The 20,881-nt window shown below is 63.9% G+C and carries 22 protein-coding genes and 1 pseudogene; 14 read left to right on the top strand and 9 right to left on the bottom strand.

Annotation, left to right across the window (positions count from 1 at the left end; genetic code table 11):
* Positions 1-218 precede the first annotated feature (218 nt).
* Both RAD10_RS13955 and RAD10_RS13950 read right to left on the bottom strand, forming a co-directional pair.
* Positions 219-1,766, bottom strand: coding sequence for an FAD-dependent oxidoreductase (locus RAD10_RS13955; RefSeq protein ID WP_461617943.1), 1,548 nt, complete (start codon positions 1,764-1,766; stop codon positions 219-221).
* A gap of 408 nt (positions 1,767-2,174) precedes the next feature.
* Positions 2,175-2,882, bottom strand: a complete 708-nt coding sequence (locus tag RAD10_RS13950) for a GntR family transcriptional regulator (RefSeq protein WP_461617942.1) — start codon at positions 2,880-2,882, stop codon at positions 2,175-2,177.
* A gap of 270 nt (positions 2,883-3,152) precedes the next feature.
* Between RAD10_RS13950 and RAD10_RS13945 the strand changes: the two genes are divergently transcribed.
* From RAD10_RS13945 to RAD10_RS13920, 6 genes are all read left to right on the top strand, one after another.
* Entirely contained in the window at positions 3,153-4,139 is a 987-nt protein-coding gene (locus RAD10_RS13945; protein WP_461617941.1) for an ABC transporter ATP-binding protein, read from the top strand.
* Between the two features lie 42 nt (positions 4,140-4,181).
* Positions 4,182-5,471: an ABC transporter substrate-binding protein gene (locus RAD10_RS13940; protein WP_461617940.1), complete on the top strand. Its 1,290-nt coding sequence runs from the start codon at positions 4,182-4,184 to the stop codon at positions 5,469-5,471.
* Between the two features lie 4 nt (positions 5,472-5,475).
* Complete coding sequence (locus RAD10_RS13935) at positions 5,476-6,435, top strand: ABC transporter permease (protein ID WP_461617939.1); 960 nt, start codon at positions 5,476-5,478, stop codon at positions 6,433-6,435.
* Positions 6,436-6,438: 3 nt separating this feature from the next.
* A complete protein-coding gene (locus RAD10_RS13930) occupies positions 6,439-7,317 on the top strand; it encodes an ABC transporter permease (RefSeq protein WP_183234702.1) in 879 nt (292 codons plus the stop codon).
* A gap of 4 nt (positions 7,318-7,321) precedes the next feature.
* Complete coding sequence (locus RAD10_RS13925; RefSeq protein ID WP_461617938.1) at positions 7,322-8,053, top strand: aspartate/glutamate racemase family protein; 732 nt, start codon at positions 7,322-7,324, stop codon at positions 8,051-8,053.
* A 178-nt stretch (positions 8,054-8,231) separates the two neighbouring features.
* A complete protein-coding gene (locus RAD10_RS13920) occupies positions 8,232-8,726 on the top strand; it encodes a hypothetical protein (protein WP_461617937.1) in 495 nt (164 codons plus the stop codon).
* 174 nt (positions 8,727-8,900) lie between these two features.
* Here RAD10_RS13920 and RAD10_RS13915 read toward each other — a convergent pair whose 3' ends face one another.
* Both RAD10_RS13915 and RAD10_RS13910 read right to left on the bottom strand, forming a co-directional pair.
* Positions 8,901-9,278 (bottom strand): hypothetical protein, encoded by a 378-nt coding sequence (locus tag RAD10_RS13915; RefSeq protein WP_461618235.1) that lies wholly within the window; start codon positions 9,276-9,278, stop codon positions 8,901-8,903.
* 103 nt (positions 9,279-9,381) lie between these two features.
* Positions 9,382-9,720 carry a hypothetical protein gene (locus tag RAD10_RS13910; RefSeq protein ID WP_091966286.1) on the bottom strand — a complete coding sequence of 113 codons (339 nt, stop codon included), beginning with the start codon at positions 9,718-9,720 and terminating at the stop codon, positions 9,382-9,384.
* A 94-nt stretch (positions 9,721-9,814) separates the two neighbouring features.
* Between RAD10_RS13910 and RAD10_RS13905 the strand changes: the two genes are divergently transcribed.
* Complete coding sequence (locus RAD10_RS13905) at positions 9,815-9,979, top strand: hypothetical protein (RefSeq protein WP_461617936.1); 165 nt, start codon at positions 9,815-9,817, stop codon at positions 9,977-9,979.
* A gap of 3 nt (positions 9,980-9,982) precedes the next feature.
* Here RAD10_RS13905 and RAD10_RS13900 read toward each other — a convergent pair whose 3' ends face one another.
* Positions 9,983-10,513 (bottom strand): gamma carbonic anhydrase family protein, encoded by a 531-nt coding sequence (locus RAD10_RS13900; RefSeq protein ID WP_461617935.1) that lies wholly within the window; start codon positions 10,511-10,513, stop codon positions 9,983-9,985.
* An 89-nt stretch (positions 10,514-10,602) separates the two neighbouring features.
* Positions 10,603-10,932 (bottom strand): DUF6949 family protein, encoded by a 330-nt coding sequence (locus RAD10_RS13895; RefSeq protein ID WP_018322105.1) that lies wholly within the window; start codon positions 10,930-10,932, stop codon positions 10,603-10,605.
* Between the two features lie 223 nt (positions 10,933-11,155).
* Here RAD10_RS13895 and RAD10_RS13890 point away from each other — a divergent pair, with 223 nt between their 5' ends.
* Positions 11,156-11,863 carry a hypothetical protein gene (locus tag RAD10_RS13890; protein ID WP_461617934.1) on the top strand — a complete coding sequence of 236 codons (708 nt, stop codon included), beginning with the start codon at positions 11,156-11,158 and terminating at the stop codon, positions 11,861-11,863.
* 201 nt (positions 11,864-12,064) lie between these two features.
* Here RAD10_RS13890 and RAD10_RS13885 read toward each other — a convergent pair whose 3' ends face one another.
* Positions 12,065-12,964 carry an AraC family transcriptional regulator gene (locus RAD10_RS13885; RefSeq protein WP_246785848.1) on the bottom strand — a complete coding sequence of 300 codons (900 nt, stop codon included), beginning with the start codon at positions 12,962-12,964 and terminating at the stop codon, positions 12,065-12,067.
* A gap of 197 nt (positions 12,965-13,161) precedes the next feature.
* On the opposite strand from RAD10_RS13885, the pseudogene RAD10_RS13880 reads away from it, so the two are divergent.
* The 3 genes and pseudogenes from RAD10_RS13880 (at position 13,162) to RAD10_RS13870 (ending at position 16,896) form a co-directional block, all read left to right on the top strand.
* Positions 13,162-15,287, top strand: a pseudogene (locus RAD10_RS13880) (molybdopterin-containing oxidoreductase family protein).
* Between the two features lie 2 nt (positions 15,288-15,289).
* Positions 15,290-15,595 (top strand): ferredoxin family protein, encoded by a 306-nt coding sequence (locus RAD10_RS13875; protein WP_026202677.1) that lies wholly within the window; start codon positions 15,290-15,292, stop codon positions 15,593-15,595.
* Entirely contained in the window at positions 15,592-16,896 is a 1,305-nt protein-coding gene (locus tag RAD10_RS13870) for an FAD-dependent oxidoreductase (protein ID WP_461617933.1), read from the top strand. Before RAD10_RS13875 ends, RAD10_RS13870 begins: the two co-directional genes overlap by 4 nt.
* Positions 16,897-17,032: 136 nt before the next feature.
* Here RAD10_RS13870 and RAD10_RS13865 read toward each other — a convergent pair whose 3' ends face one another.
* Entirely contained in the window at positions 17,033-17,251 is a 219-nt protein-coding gene (locus tag RAD10_RS13865; RefSeq protein ID WP_007602550.1) for a DUF3126 family protein, read from the bottom strand.
* Positions 17,252-17,396: 145 nt separating this feature from the next.
* On the bottom strand, positions 17,397-18,221 hold the full coding sequence (cysE, locus tag RAD10_RS13860; RefSeq protein WP_018322099.1) for a serine O-acetyltransferase: 825 nt from the start codon (positions 18,219-18,221) through the stop codon (positions 17,397-17,399).
* Between the two features lie 292 nt (positions 18,222-18,513).
* On the opposite strand from cysE, the gene RAD10_RS13855 reads away from it, so the two are divergent.
* The 3 genes from RAD10_RS13855 (at position 18,514) to RAD10_RS13845 (ending at position 20,773) form a co-directional block, all read left to right on the top strand.
* Complete coding sequence (locus RAD10_RS13855) at positions 18,514-19,872, top strand: hypothetical protein (protein ID WP_461617932.1); 1,359 nt, start codon at positions 18,514-18,516, stop codon at positions 19,870-19,872.
* 133 nt (positions 19,873-20,005) lie between these two features.
* On the top strand, positions 20,006-20,320 hold the full coding sequence (locus tag RAD10_RS13850) for a YrhB domain-containing protein (protein WP_461617931.1): 315 nt from the start codon (positions 20,006-20,008) through the stop codon (positions 20,318-20,320).
* 225 nt (positions 20,321-20,545) lie between these two features.
* Positions 20,546-20,773 (top strand): hypothetical protein, encoded by a 228-nt coding sequence (locus RAD10_RS13845; protein ID WP_271593524.1) that lies wholly within the window; start codon positions 20,546-20,548, stop codon positions 20,771-20,773.
* The last annotated feature ends 108 nt before the right edge of the window (positions 20,774-20,881 follow it).

Genomic DNA, 20,881 nt, shown 5'->3' with positions numbered 1-20,881 from the left:
TGAGGTGCAGGGCTACGCGAGGGGTGATGGCAGGCAGGCAACTTCTAGGTGCCATTTGACGCCGACGTCTGGCCGCCGTCAACTGGCCACCACGGCGGCAAATATGCAGTCCTGCCATCTGCATTGGCGGGAGGTCGCCAGCTCCAATTTGAATCAAAGAGATATCGCGCGTGCGAAATCAGGGAACGCGCCCGGCACGTCCGCGAGGCCCGCACGCCTCACTCTGCGGCTTCAAGATTGGCCGGTTTCTCGATGTCGCCGAGAGGAGACACCGCAGGGCCGTTGAGCGCGGTGCCATCAGGGGCGAATTGCGAACCGTGACACGGGCAATCCCAACATTGCTCGAGCGCATTCCAGTGCACGACGCAGCCCAGATGGGTGCAGCTTGCCGAATGCAGATGCAAATGTCCGTTCCGGTCCCGGCACGCCGCGATCTTCTTCAGGCCGCTGCGGACGAGGCGCCCCTCCCCGGGGCGCAAATGTTCGACGCCCGCGATCTCGCTCGCCGTCAGATACTCCGCGAAATTCTTCAGCGGCGTGATGTTCTCGCTGATGAATTCGCCGATGTTCTTCTGAATCTTGCGTGCCGGGGCGTAGACCTCCTCCCACGGGCTCGCCCCGATCATGACCAGATCCGCAATCAGCATGCCCGCCACCAGCCCGTTCGTGATGCCCTGTCCGGAGTCACCGCTGACGATGAAGAGATGCTCCTCACCGGGGCTGCGCCCAATGAAGCCGACGAAATCGCTCGGCTCCAGCACCTGACCTGACCATCGATGAGTGACCTCGCGCAGCGCCGGCAATCGCTCGCGCGCCCAGCGTTCGAGCGCGGCAAGGCGTTGTGCGCCGTCGTCCGCTTCACCGGACTTGTGATCTTCGCCGCCAATGATGACGAGATCCTCGTCCGCGGAGAGCGGTTGAAGCCTGACATAGTGATAGGGATCGAGCGTGTCCCAGTACAGCGCATCCTCCAGCGCGCCGGCCGGGATTTTGGCGGCGAGAGCATAAGTGCGGTAAGGCGCCTGCTTGGTATGGATGGCCACTTGCACATTGACCGGCGAGTTCGTCGCGACGACCACGTCGGCGGCGTGGACCTCGTAGCCCGAGGCGGTCGTCACGATCATGTCGCCACGCTCTTGCCGGATGCTTTCGACGCAGGTGTCGGCACAGAGCTGCGCCCCGCGGTGTTGAAGGGCGCCGGCTAGGCCAGCAAGATATCGGGTCGGGTGCAGGCGCGCCTGGCGGGCAAAGCGCAACGAGCGCACCAGACCTCCAGAATGGAATACGGTCGGCTCGGCGCAATCTTCGACGGGGATCCCGAGCTTGCGACAGCAATCCAATTCCTCATCCAGCTCGGATGCGGGCGTTTCGGGCGCCTGCACCCAGTAACCGTCGACACGCCGAAAATCGCAATCGATGTGCTCATCGCGCTGAATGGCCTCGGCGCGGTCGATTGCGGCTTCGACGCTCTGATAATAGTGCCGCGCACAATCAGGGCCGCGGACCCTGACCAATTCGCCGTAGCCATCGTCGAGCGCCGTCGCCAGATGCGCCGTGGTGCGCGCCGTCATCCCGCTGCCGATGCCGCCTCGGTCGAGCACGGCGACCGAACGTCCATGGCAGGCCAGTTCATAAGCCACCGACAGCCCAGCTATTCCGGAGCCGATGACAACGACGTCGACGCCTACGGTGCGCGATAGCGCGGAGACCTCCGCGACCGAAACATCCATCCAGAGCGATCGCGTGTACTCGTCCCGTACGTTCATGATGCTGCTCCTTCGAAAAGAACAAACGATGCGGCAGAACGCGAGTTCCTACCCGCCCGGCGGAGCGCAAACGCCATCGAAAGTCACGGCGTTGATTAGGAACCTTCGTCGCGCTCGCGCTTGAACCGACATGAAAGATCCATCACCCGGGATGCGCAGGGCATTACGTCACGCCCAACTGTACGGCCACTTGCTCGTCCGAAATGACAGGCTGTATTACCCAGGAGGTAACCATCCCATCTGCTCGGTGCAGCTTGCACGGGAGATGGTCAGGTCGGGATGGATGACGAAGCGAGGCGGCGAGTACGAGATCACCCCGGACGGGCAGCTCGCCGCAGAACGCGAACTCAGCCACTGACGCGGGATCGCGGCTCCGGCGCGGATTCCCGGCGCTAGCGATCGAGCGGATCAGACGCCCAGCACGTCCGCGAGCCGCAGCTCGTCGGCGGCGGGATCCTTCAGGAACAGCTCGTCCTCGATTTCGGTCAGATGCGACAGCATCTGCGCGCGCGCGGCCTGCTTGTCGCGCTTGCGGATCGCGGCGACGATGCCGGCGTGATGATCGGTGCCGCAAGCGGGCGTGTCGTGGCGGCGGTACAGCAGGATGATGAGCGAGGAGCGCGCGATCAGCTCCTTGAGGAAGCCGAGATAGATGCTGTGGCCGCTCATCTCGGCGACGAGCTTGTGAAACTCACCGGAAAGCCGAACCGAGGCGCGCGCGTCGCCGCGCAGCTCGGCCTCGCGCTCCTCGGTGAGATGTTGCTGGAGGCGATCGAGCCAGGCCGGCGACATGGCTTCGATGGCGTGATCGACGATGGTGGGCTCGATCAGGCGCCGCGCCTCGAACACCTCGCGAGCATCGGCGGGCGTGGGGCGCGCGACGAATGCGCCGCGGTTCTTCTCGATGTTGACGATGCCCTCATGCGCAAGTTGCTGCAGCGCGGTGCGGACCAGGGTGCGGCTCGCGCCGTAGATCTCCCCGATCTCATCCTCGCCGAGCTTCGTGCCCGGCAGCAGGCGATGCTCGAGGATCGCGGCGGTTACGCCCTCCCGGATGCGGCTGACCCGATCGCTCGCGTCTGGCGCGTCGGATTTGGGGCGAGACTTGGCGGCCATTGGTTCGAGAGTTGGGCTTGAGGACTCGGTCGACGACGTTCGCTTTCGAATGTTAGTCGACCACCTGTATCCAATCACAGGCGAAACTTTATACAATCTTCGCCTATTTTGTGTGCAAACGACTGCGCAGGCGGCGGGCAGCCCGGATGCACCGGATTCGATCTAACGATCTGACTCCGCTGCACAGTTTTGAGAAATCGGCGGACCGAAGCTGGTTGGCACGGACCTTGCGGAGAGAGGCTGGAAGCACCGCCCCTCCTCGGACACGCCATGGCCACTCCCGCCGCTCTCGAACTGGTCGCCGTCACCAAGCGCTACGACACGACGCTGGCGGTCGACACCGTCAATTTGAAGATCCCGGCCGGCACCTATTGCTGCCTGCTCGGCCCGTCCGGCTGCGGCAAGACCTCGACCCTGCGGATGATCGCGGGCCACGAGGCGGTCAGTGAGGGCGACATCATCCTCGGCGCGCAGAACGTCACCGACCTGCCGCCGGCCGAACGCGGCACCGCGATGATGTTCCAGTCCTACGCGCTGTTTCCGCATCTCAGCGTGATCGACAACGTCGCCTTCGCCCTGAAGATGCGCGGCATTGACAAGCCGACGCGGCACAAGCGCGCCGGCGAACTGCTCGAGCTGGTCGCCATGAGCCAATATGCGGGCCGTCTCCCGGCCCAGCTCTCCGGCGGCCAGCAGCAGCGCGTTGCGCTCGCCCGCGCGCTGATCACCGAGCCGCAGATACTCCTGCTCGACGAGCCGCTCTCCGCGCTCGATCCGTTCCTGCGGGTGAAGATGCGCGGTGAATTGAAGCGGCTGCAGCGCGAGCTCGGCATCAGCTTCATCCAGGTCACCCATGGCCAGGAAGAGGCGATGGCGCTCGCCGACCATATCGTGGTGATGAACCACGGCCGGATCGAGCAGCAGGGCACCGCGCGCGACATCTTCCACCATCCCCGCACCGAATTCGTAGCGCGCTTCATCGGCGGCCACAATGTGCTCATCGACGCCGGCAACCTGATCGCCGTGCGCGCCGATCAGCTCGGCATCGCGCCGTTCACCGACGGTGCGTTCGGCGCGCCCGCGCGGCTGATCCAGACCGAGTACCAGGGCTCCTACATCGCCGTCTCGCTCACGCTCGACGACGGCACCGCCCTGTTCTCCCACGTTCCCGAAGCCACTTTCGACGTCCACCCGTTCCGTCCGGGCGATCGCGTGCTGGCCACCTGGGATCCCGCCAAGGCGCAACGCCTGCAATAGCGCCGATCGATCACTGGAATGCGCAACAGAGGAGTGACTGACATGAGCGAGACCATCAGGACAAAGGGCGTCAGCCGCCGCACGCTGCTCAAGGGCACCGCCAGTCTGGCCGGCCTTGCCGCCGGCTCCGGCGCCATCACCGGCTTTCCCTATGTGAAGTCGGCCGAGACCAAGGTGCTGCGCTATCTCGGCACCGCCGTGAACGAGGGCGACGACATCTCCAGGCAGTGCCTGAAGGACACCGGCATCAAGATCGAATACATCACCGCGACCACCGACGACGTCACGAAGCGCGTGATGACCCAGCCGAACTCCTTCGACGTGCTGGACACCGAATATTTCTCGCTGAAGAAGATCGTGCCGTCGGGCAACATCCTTGCGCTCGACGCCAGGAAGATCAAACAGTTCGACAACATCACGCCTGTCTTCACCAAGGGCGAGACGCCCGGCGGCAAGAAGATCGGCGGCCAGGGCACCGCGCCCTGGAAGGTGCTCTATCTCGAAGGCAAGGACTCCAAGAAGTTCGCGACCTCGGCGACTGAATTCGTCACGCTGATCCCGACGGTCTACAACGCCGACACGCTCGGCATCCGCCCCGACCTGATCAAGCGCCCGATCGGCTCCTGGTCCGAGCTGCTCAACCCCGAATTCAAGGGCAAGGCCTCGATCCTCAACATCCCCTCGATCGGCATCATGGACGCCGCAATGGTCGTGGAAGCCACCGGCAAATACAAATATGCCGACAAGGGCAACATGACCAAGGAAGAGATCGATCTCACCATGAAGGTGATGACCGAGGCCAAGAAGGCCGGCCAGTTCCGCGCGTTCTGGAAAGACTTCAACGAGAGCGTCAACCTGATGGCATCAGGGGAAACCGTGATCCAGTCGATGTGGTCGCCGGCGGTGACCAAGGTCCGCTCGATGGGCATTGCCTGCACGTTCCAGCCGCTGAAGGAAGGCTATCGCTCCTGGGCCTCGGGCTTCTGCGTCTCCAAGGGCGTGTCGGGTGCGAAGCTCGAATGGGCCTATGAGTTCGTGAACTGGTTCCTGTCCGGTTACGCCGGTGCTTATCTCAATCGCCAGGGCTACTACTCCGCCGTGCTCTCCACCGCGAAGGCGCATATGGAGCCCTACGAATGGGCCTATTGGATGGAAGGCAAGCCGGCCGAGAAGGACATCAAGGCGCCCGACGGCTCGCTGCTCGAGAAGGCCGGCGCCGTGCGTGACGGCGGCTCCTATGAGGACCGTATGGGCGGCGTCGCCTGCTGGAACGCGGTGATGGACGAGAACGACTACATGGTCCGCAAGTGGAACGAGTTCATCGCAGCGTAATTTGATGGACACGTCAGAGGACATCCTGCAACAGGCATCCCCGGATCTCGTCCGGGGACCCGACATCGCGCGCGCCGCAGAGGCGGCGCGGCTGTCGCCGTCCTTCATCTCCTGGCTCCAGGCCGGGCCGATGATGCTGGTGTTTCTCGCCTTCTTTCTCATTCCACTGGTGTTCGTCGTCATCGTCTCGTTCTGGGACTACAACGAATACCAGTTGCTGCCGGCCTTCTCCGGCCGCGGTTACACCGACACGTTCGAGGGCTGCATCGCGCAGCTGCCCGACCTCTGCACGATCGGGCGAACCTATGTCATGACGCTGAAGCTCTGCTTCCTGGTCTGGGCGATCACGCTGTTCATCGGCTTCTGGGTCGCCTATTTCCTCGCCTTCCATGTCAAGTCCAAGACCTGGCAGATGGGATTGTCGCTGCTCTGCACGATCCCGTTCTGGACCTCCAACGTGATCCGCATGATCGCCTGGATCCCGCTGCTCGGGCGCAACGGCCTCGTCAATTCCGGCCTCGTCAAGACCGGCCTGATCAACCACCCGCTGGAATGGCTGCTGTTCTCCGAATTCTCGGTGGTGCTGGCGCTGGTGCACCTCTTCACCTTCTTCATGGTGGTGCCGATCTTCAACTCGATGATCCGCATCGACAAGTCGCTGATCGAGGCCGCCTATGACGCCGGCGCGACCGGCTTTCAGACGCTGGTCAACGTCATCATCCCGCTGGCAAAGCCCGGCATCGTGATCGGCTCGATCTTCGTCATCACCATCGTGATGGGCGACTTCATCACCATCGGCGTGATGGGCGGCCAGCAGATCGCAGCTGCCGGCAAGATCATCGAGACGCGGGTCAACGCGCTGCAATTCCCGGCCGCCGCGGCCAACGCCGTGATCCTGCTCGCGATCACCTTCCTGATCATCACCATGATGTCGCGCATCGTCGACATCAAGAAGGAGCTCTAGAGCATGACGGAAGGACGCCCGCGCTCTTTCTACGTGCTCGCGATCTTCTTCGCGGCCTATGTGCTGTTTCTCTATGGACCGATGATCGCGATCTACGTGCTGTCGTTCCAGGGGCCGCAGGGCGGCCTCACCTTCCCGATGAACGGCGTGTCGACCTTCTGGATCGCAAAACTGTTCCAGGGCACCGGCATCGTCGATCTCGGCGCGGCCTTCCGCCGCTCGCTGCTGCTCGGCGTGATCGTGATGATCGTCACCGTCGTGCTGTCGGTCGCCGCCGGCATGGCCTTCCGCAGGAAGTTCAGGGCGCAGAGCATTCTGTTCTATTCGGCGATCGCGAGCCTGATCGTGCCTTCGATCATCACCTCGCTCGGCATCTCACTTGAGTTTCGCATCATCGACGATCTGATCAAGGCGCATTGGAACGAGAATTTCGAGACCTCGATGGGCCTGCTCACATCGGGTCTCGGCGCACACCTGACCTGGACGCTGCCGTTCGGCCTTCTGATCATGTTCGCGATCTTCAACCGCTTCGATCCGCGCCTCGAGGAAGCTGCGCGCGATCTTGGGGCGACGCCGTGGCAGACGTTCCGCCATGTCGTGCTGCCGATCATCCTGCCTTCCGTGATTGGCATCGGCCTGTTCGGCTTCACGCTGTCCTGGGACGAGCTCGCCCGCTCCAGCCAGGCGATCGGGGCGGTGAATACGCTGCCGCTCGATCTGCAGGGCCTGACCACCACGGTGACGAATCCCGACATCTATGCGCTCGGCACAGTGATCTCGGCTGTCTCGTTCACGGTGATCACGCTTGCGCTCGGCACTATCCACATGCTCAACAAGCGGCAGGCGGCCAAGGGTTCGGACGCCGGTAAAGGGCTCGTCTGATCCGATGCGGCTGCACGTCGTCAATCCCAACACCACGGCGTCCATGACGGCGAAGATCGCCGCTGCAGCGCGCAGCGTCGCCCTGCCCGGCACGGTGATCGACGCACGGCAGCCGACGATGGGCCCGGTCTCGATCGAGGGATTTTACGACGAAGCCTTCGCCGTGCCCGGCATGCTCGGCTGCATCCGAGAGGCCGACCGCGATGGTGCGGAGGCCCACATCATCGCCTGCTTCGACGACACCGGCTTGGATGCCGCGCGCGCCGTCGCGAAGGCACCGGTGATCGGCATTGGAGAGGCTGGGTTCCACATGGCGAGCCTGGTCGCCGCGCGCTTTGCCGTGGTGACGACGCTCGGTGTCTCCATCGTGCCGATCGAACATAATCTGCGGAAATACGGCCTCGCTGATCGCTGCGCCCGCGTGCGCGCCGCCGAGGTCCCGGTGCTCGCGCTCGAGGAGCGCAACACGGACGCGCTCGCAAAGATCTCCACGGAGATCACGGCCGCGATCCGCGACGACCGGGCGGAAGCCATCGTGCTCGGCTGCGCCGGCATGGCCGATCTCGCCGCTGAGCTCGCCACTGCCCACGGCCTGCCCGTGATCGACGGCGTCGCTGCAGCCGTGACGCTGGCGGAATCACTGGTGCGGCTGGGCCTGAAGACCTCCCGGCTCGGACCCTATGCGGCCCCGCGATCCAAGATCTATTCCGGGCCGTTTGCGCCGTTTCAACCTTGATTCTCACAGCAGGGCGGAACCGTGGAGGCCGCAAGGCCCGCTGATTCCTGGTTTTTTGGCCCTTAGCCTCTTTTTGGTCCCATTCCTTGCGGAAACGTAACACTTTCGGGACGCCCCCGGCGACCTCTGGTTGCCGGTCTTCGCCACTCACCAAGTTTCAATTTGGGTTTTGTCAGCGATGATCGATCTCGCCCAGGACACACCGTCGAACCCCCTGCTTCGCCTTGGCGCCCAGCCCATCGCGCTGACCGCCGCTGCGCTCCTGCTCCTGATCGCGGGGGTGACCTCGATCACGATCTGGCGGGCCTATACCGGCGCCGCTCCTGAAGCCGACCGGGTGGTGGCATCGCGGCAGCTCCAGGCCCGCACGGCCCAGGCCTCCGAGCAGCTCGTCGAGAAGACCAAGGGACTGGAGGCGACCCAGCAGGAATCGATCGACCAGCTCCAGGTCGTGCAGGACCAGCTCCAGACGATGAAGCGGCTGATGGCAGCGCAGCAGGCCGACACCAAGCGCCTGTCCGAACAGGTCGCATCGCTGAACGAGTCCATCGACGGCTTGCGGCAGTCCTTCGCCAGCGCACGAGCGACCGAGATTGATACGCCCTCGGTTACCCGCAGGAAACCGGCGCGGCACCGTGTCCACGCCAGTGCGCGCAAGCGCTCGCGCGGCTAGCTCCCACCGCGCGGTGGAACTTTATTTTCGCCACTTGTGAACTGGATCACATTCCGCCGTATGATTCCGCGCGATGGTCGCCCTTACCGGATGGCGTGAGCCGATTTCAATGTCCGGGGCTGGCAAGGTCGTTGACGGTATACTGCGTCAACGGCCTTGTTTTTTTGCGGGGCGCTATTCGCAGACGTCCACGCGGCGGATGCGCCAGCCCGCTGGCGTCATGACGCGCTTGCGCGCGACGTAGCAGCCGCCATAGCCACCGTTATAGTCGTCGTAGCCGGTACTATAATAGGTGGGACCGCCGTAATAGGGGTAGCCGTAGCCGTAATAGCCGCCGTAGTAGCCGGCGCCGGCGATGCCCGCCCCGATCGCGACACCTGGCCAGAAGCCGCCGCCATGCCAATGGCCGCCATGGCCCCAGCCGCCCCCGCCGTGCCCCCAACCGCCATGTCCTCCGCCGCCATGCCCGAATCCGCCTGCGTGGGCCACCTGCGGCGCCGACAGTCCGACTGCCGCGACGGCGAGCGCCGCCATCATCATCCTACGTAACATCACTCGATCCTCCGCGTGGACACGCTCCACGCTTCAAAGCAGGGTCAAGCTAACGTCACTTGGGCATTCGGGACAGCCACGCTGTCTCACTTCCGCGCGAGCATCAGCAGCCGCGGCAGATGCTCTTGAGCTTCTTGTCGAGCATCCGATTCTCGGCATTGACGGTGGCATCAGCGCCGCCGCCTGTGCCGCTGCCGGTCGTGACTCCGGAGCCCGGGCCGGATGACTGAGCCGTACCCAGGCTGTTGGTGCCGGGCGGTGGAGCCGGCGAGTTGGCGACGCCTCCGCTCGATCCGACGGAGCCTCCAGCCGATCCCGCAGCGCCTCCGGTCGATCCGGCAGAACCGCCGCTCGCCTGCGCGAACGCGACGGCCGGCATCGCCGCAAGGGCGAAGATCACCATCATGGTCTTGATTGAGACGGTTGCAGGCGATGCGGCCATGAGACTTCTCCTTTACCGGTCAACCACCGCGGCGAAGGCCGGTTCCGGAACAAATGCCGTCACATCAGCTTGAAAGCGAGGAGGCTCAATCACGATGACCGATCGCGATCCTTTTGCAGAAGGCGAACGCGCCGCGCGCGACAACATCCCGGCTGAGGCCAATCCTTACCTCGACGGCAGCGACGAGCATGCGCTCTGGGCCGCCGGCCACGAGAAGGTTGCAGGCGCGATCGAAGCGCGCGAATCCGAGGGAAGCTGAGCCTCAACCGATCCGCTTCAGGCCCTTCTTGAAGCGCGGACCATTGGCGACATAGAACCTGGCCGCGCTCCCCATTCGCTGCACCTGGGCGTCGTCGAGCGTGCGGATCACGCGCGCCGGGGAGCCGATGATCAGGGAACGTTCGGGAAATTCCTTGCCCTCGGTGATGACGGAACCGGCTCCGACGATGCTGTTGCGGCCGATCTTCGCCCCGTTCATCACGATCGAGCCCATGCCGATCAGCGCGCCCTCCTCGATGGTGCAGCCATGAAGGATGACATTGTGGCCGACCGTGCAGTTCCGGCCGATGTGAAGCGGAAAGCCGAGATCGGTGTGGCAGGTCGAGCCGTCCTGCACATTGGCGCCCTCGCCGATCTCGATCCACTCATTGTCGCCGCGCAGCACCGCGCCGAACCAGACGCTCGCACCCGGCTTCAGGCGCACGCGGCCGATCACGGTGGCGGTCTCGGCGATGAAATAATTGCCGTCGGCGGGAAGGTCGGGCGCCTGCCCGTCGAGCTCGTAGATCGCCATGGAGGTCTCCTGTCGCGTTGACGACTGGCATAGCCAAACGGCAGCCGCGACGCAAAGGCCCCGCGCCGGCAACGCTCAAAGCGCGGGCGTCAGCCCAGAACGCCGGCCGCGCGTAGCGTCATCAGGAAGAAGGTGCCGCTCATCATGCTCCAGAAGCCGGCGATGAGGGTCGCCATCATCACGAACTCGGCGCGGCGGCTTTCCACCCGCATGCCGCGCAGCGTGTTGCGCATGATGATGAAGGGCGCGGCGAACACCAGGAACGGCACCGCAGCGAAGGTCTTCGGCGCCACGCCGTCCTGCAACAGGCCGAAGCCGGCGGGCCGCTGCGCCAGCGCCTGGTATCCGTTCACGAGCGCGCCCGCGAGCGCGAAGCCAATGCAGATCGAGAAGAAGGTGTTGAAAGCTTCAGGTGTCATCGGAACGGTCCGCCCTTACGCAACGCCGAGCATTCCTGTGACAAATGGAGCCGGTTAACGCTACATTATCCTTAAGGGAAGGTTAACGCCGCCGTCCCGTCCACGCAGGGCCGTCCCCGCCCCCCCGCGGCCGGGAACACTGCGCGAAATCGCCGCCGCATGGCATATTCGCCGCTGATTCGTCGGCCACCGGCCGACTTCCGGCTCGACCTCGCGCAAGCTCATGACGGTGTTTTCGGCAGTTCCCCATAGGTCCCCCCGCACGCGCACCTGGGCGCATGCCGTCCCGATCGTGCTCGGCGGCATTGCTGCGGTCTGCGCGGTCGCGCTCGTCGCCTATCTATTGTGGCCGACCTGGGGCACCCGCGGCGCGAACGCCCCGGACAAGCTGCCCGTGAGCGTCGGCGGCACGCTGTTCAACCTGCCGGTGACGGCGATCCGCATGAAGATCCAGCGGCACTCCGGGCCGCAGGAGCGCATCGATCTCGACTTCCTCTATCCCTCTCTCGAGCCGCCCGGCGCGCCGAAGCACGTCACCGCCGACACGGTGGAAGCGGCGGTGCAATCGATCGACCGCATCTTCCTGTCGATCGCAGCCCATCACGATGCGCTCTCGCCCGAGCAGCGAACGGCCACGATCTATCCCCGCTATCTCGACCAGGCCGCAGCGACGCCCGCGGACGGCCTGACGATGCGGATGTTCCGGACTGAGACCCCTTACGGCAGCGAAGACTTCTATTCGGCTGCAAGCCCCGCGCTGACCGCGCGCTGCACCCGCGATGCGGCCACCCCGGGCATGTGCCTGTCCGAGCGCCGCGTCGGCGGCGCCGACCTCACCTTCCGCTTTCCGCGCAGCTGGCTGTCCCAGTGGCGCGATGCGGCGGACGCAATGGACAGGCTGACGGCGCAGCTGCGCGGGCCGAAGGGGTAGCGCGGCCGCGAGATCGGCTTGCAGGCCGGGCTCAACCCCTGACCGAACAAAATCTCGAAAAACAACCCCATGCACAGTAGCCAAGTCACGGCCGCACTTCGTATTTTTAGATATTCGTTCTTTCCGAATTAAAGCTTGACCCATCGGGCAAAACCCGTGGGGATTTCAAGGCCACATCATCCACACTTGATGCGGGCAGGCTCAATCCTGCCCCTTCCGCGCCCGATAAAGGCTCGGCGTCGTGCCGACCGCCTTGCGGAAGGCGCGGTTGAAATTGGCTTGCGAGGAAAATCCCGCGGCAAAGGCGATATCGACCAGCGGGCGATCGCTGGTCGATAGGAGCCGCTTGGCGAGATCGAGGCGCTGACGGCTGACATATTCGTGCGGTGCAGTTCCGGTCGCCGCCTTGAAGCTGCGGGAGAAATGCGCCGGGCTCATGCAGGCCACCGATGCGAGATCCTTCACGGTGAACTCGCGCTCGACGGATGCGTCGATGAATTCCGTGACACGCGACAGGCGCCTCGCATCGAGCGGTTTCTGCACGGCATAGGATTGCTTCAGCCGGACTGAACTGGCGGCGTAGCTGTGCACCAGATGGGCGGACAAGGCCCGCCCCAGGCTTTCGATCAAAAGGCGGCCTGTGGAGGTCTCCTGCGCGAGCTCCGCGAGAATGCGGTCCGCGACGTGCTCGATGAACATGTCCCGATCGATCGTCTCGTAACGGATGGACATGCCCGAGGGATCGATGTCGAGATCCCTGAGCATGGTGTCGTCGAACGGCTTGCCCGGAAGAAAGAGATGCAGGCATTCCTGCATCTGGTTCTCGACGCGGATGAAGTCTTCGCGGATGCCGGCCGGGCAGAGCCAGACGGTGCCTCTCCTGCCGAAGGTGCGCTGCCGCATGCCGGCGCCTTCGCGGTCGACGACCGAACTGCCGCGCAGCAATATCGCGATCTCGGTGTCGCGCGGCAATTGCGGAGGGAGATCGCCCGGCTCATGACTCCATCGCTCGGCCAGGAGATGCCCCCACCGCCGGTCGTTGGACGTCTGGAGCATTCTGCCGGTAACATATTTATCGACAGAGTTGCCAAGCATACCCATCGGAAATCTCCGCCAGATCACGCGATGTATGGGTAGAGAGGTATTGCCGGTTCCAGCAATTAGCATGCCAGACAACCGGCAGGGCGTCCACCGGCCGAGAGCAGTCCGGGACAACAACACCGCACGTTTTGAAAAGCCAAGGCGGGTCCGGCCGCCGCATCCTTCCGACCGTCTTGAATCAGGAAGCGGAGAGATCCATGGCGAGGTCCACGGTCATAGGCGCATGCCCCCACGACTGCCCCGACACCTGCTCCATCCTGACCACGGTCGAGGACGGCAAGGCGATTGCCGTCCGCGGCAATCCCGATCACCCGTTCACGCGCGGACGGCTCTGCGTCAAGGTCAACAATTACGAGGAGCGCGTCTACAGCGACAAGCGCATCCTCCATCCGCTGAAACGGGTCGGCCCGAAGGGCTCCCGGCAATTCCAGCGGATCTCCTGGGACGAAGCCATCGACACCATCGCATCGCGCTGGACCTCCGTGATCGCCGAGCACGGCGCGCAGGCGATCCTGCCCTACAGCTATCTGGGCACGCAGGGCATCATCAACGGGTTGAATGTCGGAGATCCCCTCTTCAACAAGCTGGGTGCGACAGTGCTGGAGCGCACGTTCTGCGACTCCGCCTCGTGCACAGCGTACATGATGACGATCGGGCACACGCCCGGCGTCGACCCCGAAAGCTTCGTGCACTCGAAATACATCATCCTGTGGGCCTGCAACACGCTGAGCACGAACTCGCATCACTGGCCGTTCATCGAGCAGGCAAAGAAGGCCGGCGCCAAGCTCGTCGTGATCGATCCCGTCCGCACCCGCACCGCGCGCCTCGCCGACTGGCACATTCCGATCCGGCCCGGCACTGACGCCGCGCTCGCGCTGGCGATGATCCACGTCATCATCAAGGAGAACCTTGTCGATCGCGACTACGTCAACAAATACACCGTTGGCTATGAGGAGCTGGCCGAGCGGGCCGCGACCTACACCCCCGAATTTGCCTCGCAGGAAACTGGCATTCCCGTCGACGACATCCTCAAGCTGGCCAGAGAATTTGCGACCACGCCGCCCGCCGTCGTACGCATCGGCGTCGCGGTCGAGCGGCATGCCGGCGGCGGCCAGACCGTGCGTGCGATCGCCTGCCTTCCGGGGCCGATCGGCGCCTGGAAGCATGTCGGTGGCGGCCTGCTCCAGCTGCCAATCTGGGCCTTCCCGGTCAGATGGGACGTGCTGATGCGGCCCGATCTGCAGCCAGAGACAATGCGCGTGCTCAATTCCTGGCGGCTTGGAGCTGCGCTGACCGGCGAGCTCGGCTTCGACCCACCGGTCAAGGCGCTGTTCGTCTACAACGCCAACCCGATGGCGATGGTGAGCGAACAGGCCAAGCTCGAAAAAGGGCTCGAACGCGAGGATCTCTTCACCGTCGTCAGCGAGCACTTCCTGACCGACACCGCCAGATATGCCGACATCGTTTTGCCCGCAACCACGCAGCTCGAGCAGAAGGACATCATGTTCTCCTGGGGGCACCTTTACCTCTCCTACAACAACCAGGCGATCGCGCCGCTCGGCGAAGCCGTCTCCAACACCGAGCTGTTCCGCCGCCTGGCGCGCGCAATGGGCATCACCGACCCCACCTTCTTCCGGACCGACGACGAAATCATCGAAGCTTCGCTCGACTGGAGCAGCCCGGTTCTCGAAGGCATCACGCTCGACGGCGTCAAGACCAAGGGCTATGCGCGCCTCAACATGCCGGCGCCCGCCGACTGGGCGCCGCATCGCGAGGGTAATTTCCCGACCGCCTCCGGCAAGTGCGAGTTCAAATCGACGATCGCGGGCGGCGGCAACTTCGTGGTGCCGCTGTTCCGCCAGGGCTACAACGGCGACCAGGATGCCACGCCCGTCGATCCCCTGCCCCACTACATCCCGCCGAACGAGAACCCGCGCACGGCGCCAGTGCTCGCGACGCGCTACCCGCTCAGCCTGATCTCGCCGAAGAGCCACGCCTTCCTGAACTCGAATTACGGCAATCTTCCCGCGCAAACCGCCCAGGCCGGCGAAGAACAGGCGGTGCTTCTCAATCCCGATGATGCCGCACAGCGCGGGATCGTCGCCGGCGCGCCCATTCGCGTGTTCAACGATCGGGGCTCATTCGAAGCCTTTGCGACCGTTTCGTCCGACATCATGCCTGGACTCGTGGTGGCGCCGTCCGGTTACTGGCAGCGGTCCAATCGCAAGGGCGCGACGGTCCACTTCTGACGCCGCCGGCGTTCGCCGACCTCGGCCGGGCCCCGACATTCTCCGACATCCTCGTCCAAGTCAGCGGGGCGTGACGATGACTTATGTGGTCACCGACAATTGCCGGGGGTGCCGATACACCGAATGCGTCACGGTGTGTCCCGTCGAGTGTTTTCACCTCGATGAGTCCATGACCTATATCGATCCGGAAAACTGCATCGACTGCGGCGGCTGCGCGCCGGCCTGCCCGGTCGGTGCGATCGAGCCCGACTATCGCCTCGCAGCCGACAAGAAATTCTGGATCGACGTCAACCGCAAGCGCGCCGCCGAAACTCCCGTCATCAGCGCGCGCCTGGTGCCTCTGCCGGGCGCCGACGAACGCCGCCTGGCGCTCGGCCGATGACGGGCGGGACGCGCGTCGCCGTCGTCGGCAGCGGACCGAGCGGCTTCTACACGGCCGAGGCCCTCTTGCGTTCCGGTACATCTGTGACGGTTGACATGTTCGAACGGCTCCCGGTGCCGTACGGGCTGGTGCGGTTCGGCGTGGCGCCCGACCACCCGAAGCTCAAGCAGGTGACGGCAGCGTTCGACCGCATCGCCGCCATGCCCGGCTTTCGCTTCATCGGCGGTGTCACGGTCGGAGACGATGTCACGGTCGACGAGCTGCGTGAGGCCTATGACGCCGTCGTGTTGGCAACGGGCGCCGAACTGAGCCGGCCGCTGGGCATTCCGGGCGAGGCTCTGCCCGGGAGCCACAGCGCCGGCGATTTCGTCGCGTGGTACAACGGACACCCCGATTTCGCCGATCTCAGCTTCAATCTCGACCATGAGGCGGCAATCATCATCGGTCACGGCAATGTCGCACTCGACGTCGCACGCATTCTCGCCAAGACCGCCGACGAGCTGCGACAGACCGATATCGCGCGCCACGCGCTCGAGGTGCTGGCGGCGAGCCGGATTCGCGAGATCTCCATCGTCGGCCGCGGCGGACCGGTGCAGGCCAAATTCAGCGCCAAGGAATTGCGCGATTTCCTCGAATTGAGGTCATGCGACACGCTCGTCAACGGCCGCGATGTCACGCCGAAGGACTTCGAACCGCAGCATCCCGCAGATCCGGAGCTGGTCGAGAAGCTGTCGCTGCTGCGCGGATTTTCGCAGCAGACCGCGACCAGGCCGCGCCGCTGTGTCTTTCGATTTGGCTTCTCGCCCTTCGCGATCCACGGACGAGACCGGGTGGAGACCCTCTCGGTGACGCACCGGTCCGGCGCCGTCGAGGACATCGCCGGCGGCCTCGTGTTCGGCAGCGTCGGCCGCAGGACGGCGCCCGTCACCGGCGTGCCCTACGACACACATCGCGGCGTTCATGCCAACGCCGATGGACGTGTCACGAACGGGCATTGCGTGATCGAGGGCCTCTATGCCTGCGGATGGAGCAAGCGCGGTCCGAACGGCACGATCGGCACCAATCGCGGCTGCGGCATCGCCACGGCAGAGGCCGTGCTGGCGGATCTTGCGCATCGGCGAGCGCGCCCGGACACGCCGGATGCGCTGCTGGCACGCGTCGTCGGCCGCGTCACCCGCGTCGTGAGCTATCCGGACTGGATGGTGATCGATACTGCCGAGAAATCCAGGGGAGCCCTGCTCGGCAAGCCGCGGGAAAAATTCGTCACAATCCCCGACATGCTCGCAGCGGTGGGCGCGTAACCCCGGAACCGATCGCGGCACCGGACCGCGCCAAAGCGCGATGCGATCAGGATGAATCGTCATCGCGCTTTAGGTTGTTGTTTAAGCATGATCTTTTCGGAAAACCGCTGCGCACTTTTCCGGACCACGCTCGCATCTATTCCTGATCGACGAGATCGTCCTCGAGGATCGCCATCTGGAACTGGAACGAGCGATCGTCGTCCTCGTCGTCGACGAAGAGCACGCCGATGAATTCCTCGCCGATATAGACTTCGGCGGAATCGTCCTTCTTCGGCCGCGGCACGACGCGGATCTTGGGATTGCCGAATACGCGCTTCAAATACGCATCTAACTTTCTGACTTCTTTGACGTCCACGGCAAGTCTCCGATCGAAAATGGTCGGCGGGTTTTAGGACGAGACGCGACGAACCGCCAGCATGAATTGCCAAAGAATTTGGGGATCGAAAGGGCCGAAAATCGGGCCCTTTTCGCCTTCAAAGCCAGGTCTTAAGCCCCAAGTCTCAAAGCCCCATCGCGTTGATCATCTGATCCATGGTGCGCGACGGTTCGGCGCACCCGGCCTCGCCGACGACCTTGGCAGGCACGCCCGCGACGGTGACGTTGTGCGGCACGGGCTTGACCACGACCGAGCCGGCGGCGATGCGCGCGCAATGGCCGATCTCGATGTTGCCGAGGATCTTTGCGCCGGCGCCGATCAGCACGCCATGGCGGATCTTCGGATGACGGTCCTCGTTCTCCTTGCCGGTGCCACCGAGCGTGACGCCGTGCAGGATCGAGACGTCGTCCTCGATCACCGCCGTCTCACCGCAGACGAAGCCGGTGGCGTGGTCGAGGAAGATGCCGCGGCCGATGCGCGCGGCGGGATTGATGTCGGTCTGGAACACCGCGGAGGCGCGGCTCTGCAGGTAATACGCAAAATCCTTGCGGCCCTTCAGCCAGAGCCAGTGCGCCAGGCGATGGGTCTGGATGGCGTGAAAGCCCTTGAAGTAGAGCAAGGGATCGATGAAGCGCGAGGTCGCGGGATCGCGATCGTAGACGGCCACGAGATCGGCGCGGAAGGCGTTGCCGAGATCAGGATCGTCGCGTAGCGCCTCGCCATAGGTCTGGCGCACGAGGTCGCCCGACAGTGCGGAGTGATCGAGCCGGTCGGCGACGCGGTGGATCACCGAATCTTCCAGGCGGCTGTGATGCAGCACCGTCGAATAGATGAAAGTCGCAAGCTCGGGCTCGCGACGGACGATGTCCTCCGCTTCGCCCCGGATCCGGTCCCAGATCGGATCGAGCGATGCGAGCTTTCCTCCCGGATTGACCTGATGCACTGCCATGGATTTGCTCTTTGGGATTTGCTCTTTCGAGTGGGCTCGTTTTGCCGGCTTTATAGCATAGTCTAAACGACGAAGTCCTGACCGGCTTGCCTGAGAGTGAACAGCGCCGTGCCCCGCGAAGGCACGCCAAGACGTTGAAACACAACAGTTTCTTCGAAGCCCCCAAGCGGCAAGGTCGGCTCAAAGTGGTCAGAGTTTTGCCAAATTCAAGTCGGGCGGCGTCAAACTATTGGTGAATTCTCTCCCGACCGTTATTTCGAGCATGGTTCGGGGGCGAGGACGGGGAACAAATTTGAGCATCACCACCGATCAATTGCGCGCGCGCGCCGCGGGCTCGCTTTGGCTGCGTCTGGCGGCGGTGGCCCTGCCCCTCCTGATGATCGCGCCGGCATTCTGGAACGGCTACCCGCTGTTGCAATGGGATACCGGCGGCTATCTGGCGCGCTGGTACGAGGGCTATCTCGTCCCTAGCCGCTCCACGGTGTTCGGCCTCTACCTGCACTATGGCGAAAGTTTTGGTTTCTGGATCAACCTCGCGGTCCAGTCGCTGGCGACGCTGTGGCTGCTGCAGCTCACCCTGCGCGTGCTCTCGATGATGCAGACCTTCCGCTTCGTCGCGATCAGCCTTGGCCTGATCCTGTCGACCGCGCTGCCCTGGCTTGCGAGCATGCTGCTCACCGACATCTTTGCAGGACTCGCGATCCTGTCGCTGTTCCTGCTGGTCGTCGGCGCAAGCCGAACCTCGGCGCTCGAGAAAATCTCGCTGTTCGTCTTCACCGCCTTTGCCGCCGCCACCCACAGCGCCACGCTCGGCGTGCTGCTCGGCCTTTGCGTCGCGGGCTGGATGGCACGGCCGTTTCTGAGGGAGCGCCTACCGCTTGCGGGATTGGCGCAGGCCAGCCTCACCATTGTTGCGGGCGGCCTGATGCTGATCTCGGCGAATTATGCGCTGTCCGGCAAGCTGGCCTGGACGCCCGGCGGTTACGGCGTCGCCTTCGGCCGCATGATGCAGGACGGCATCGTCGCGCGTTACCTCAACGACCATTGCCCCCGCGAGCGCTACAAGCTCTGTCCATATCGCAATGAACTGCCAGCGACCGCCGACGAGTTTCTTTGGGGCAAGAGCATGTTCAACACGCTCGGCCGCTTCGAAGGCATGAACGAGGAGATGGGTTACATCGTCGTGCAGTCGCTCAAAGATTATCCGGCCTGGCAGGCCGGCGCGGCGCTGCGGGCGATGGGCCAGCAATTGCTGCATGTCGCGACCGGCGAAGGCACCAATGGCTGGATCCCGCACACCCGTGGCATCATCGAACGCTACATCCCCGCGCAGGCCGCGCCGATGCGCGCCGCGCGACAGCAGAATTGGCAGCTCGACTTCACCGCCATCAACTGGCTGCACGTGCCGGTGGCGCTGGCCTCGATGCTGGCGCTGGTCGCGCTGCTCGGCAATGCGCTCGCGAGCCGCCGGCTCGACGACCTGACATTGCTGGCGGCGACCGTGACGCTAGCGCTGCTCGGCAACGCCTTCATCTGCGCCGTCATCTCAGGCCCGCACGACCGCTACGGCGCGCGGATGGTATGGGTCGCCACCTTCGTGGTTTTGACGGCGCTGGCGCGACGGTTTGGGGAGGACAGCAAAGCGCGATGAGATGGGATGAAGCATCCCCCGTTGCAAACGCAGGCGGCTTGCGGTCTCACGAATATTTGGCCAATCATGCTTGCCGCTTAGTCCAAGCCGTGAGCTTGGCGGCACTTCACAGAGCCCAGTGGAATAGTGACACATGGACTTCGAAAAGGCGGCAGCACTTGCAGGAGCCTGGGTGGACATTCTTTGCGAGGGACAGGCACGCATTACGCGTGAAGCCACCATTGCGAAACCCTACGGGTGGATATTTTTTTATCAGTCCAACCAGTACCTAGATGCCGACGACTGTTCAGCAGTGCTTGTTGGTAACGCGCCGCTCATCGTGGACAGAAATACGGGTGAGTTACGTGTAACAGGCACAGCAAGGCCGCTGGAGCACTATTTGGCGGAGTACGAGAAAACACTCCCTCCTTCATCGCTTCAACGCACACCACAGCCTCCCACTTGGTAGCCGGCGCCAACGGCTAGAGCATGGGGGCGGAATGCCGCCTGTTGGGCCCTTTGCTGACCCCGGCCCGGCTCGAGCTGAGGTCCGATAACCACCCTTAGCGGACTCCAGGATGCCGAAAGGTCAGCAGCCGGCGCCGGAATTCCCCCTGTTCGTAGGAACAAAATTTAATTTATTTAATTTATTTAATATGATTTAATCGCCTTTTACCCCTCCGGAGAAACTGCAATGCCAGACCAGGACGACGACCGACGGGAATTCTTGAAGACCTGCGGAAAGTTCGCCGCCGTGACGCCGCCGACCATCACCCTTTTGCTATCGACCTCCCTCACGTCCAACGCGATTGCACAGTCTGGCGGGAGGGCGGTCCACCACCATCAGCACCATGGCAACAATGGCTGGGGCAACGGCGGCCGCGATGGCAGCCCCAACGGGAAGGACGATGGAGGCCGCTGAGCCGACGCGCGACCTCCGGAAGGAGACACAATGCAGCCCAGGCGCCGCGACGTAGATTGGCACTTCGCCTCCACGATCGTCTCGTTGATATGGCTAGCGATCTTGGCT

The sequence above is a fragment of the Bradyrhizobium sp. 23AC genome (assembly GCF_054863025.1).
Note: the sequence above shows the minus strand (reverse complement) of the source record. Positions and strands in the feature narration are given on the sequence as shown.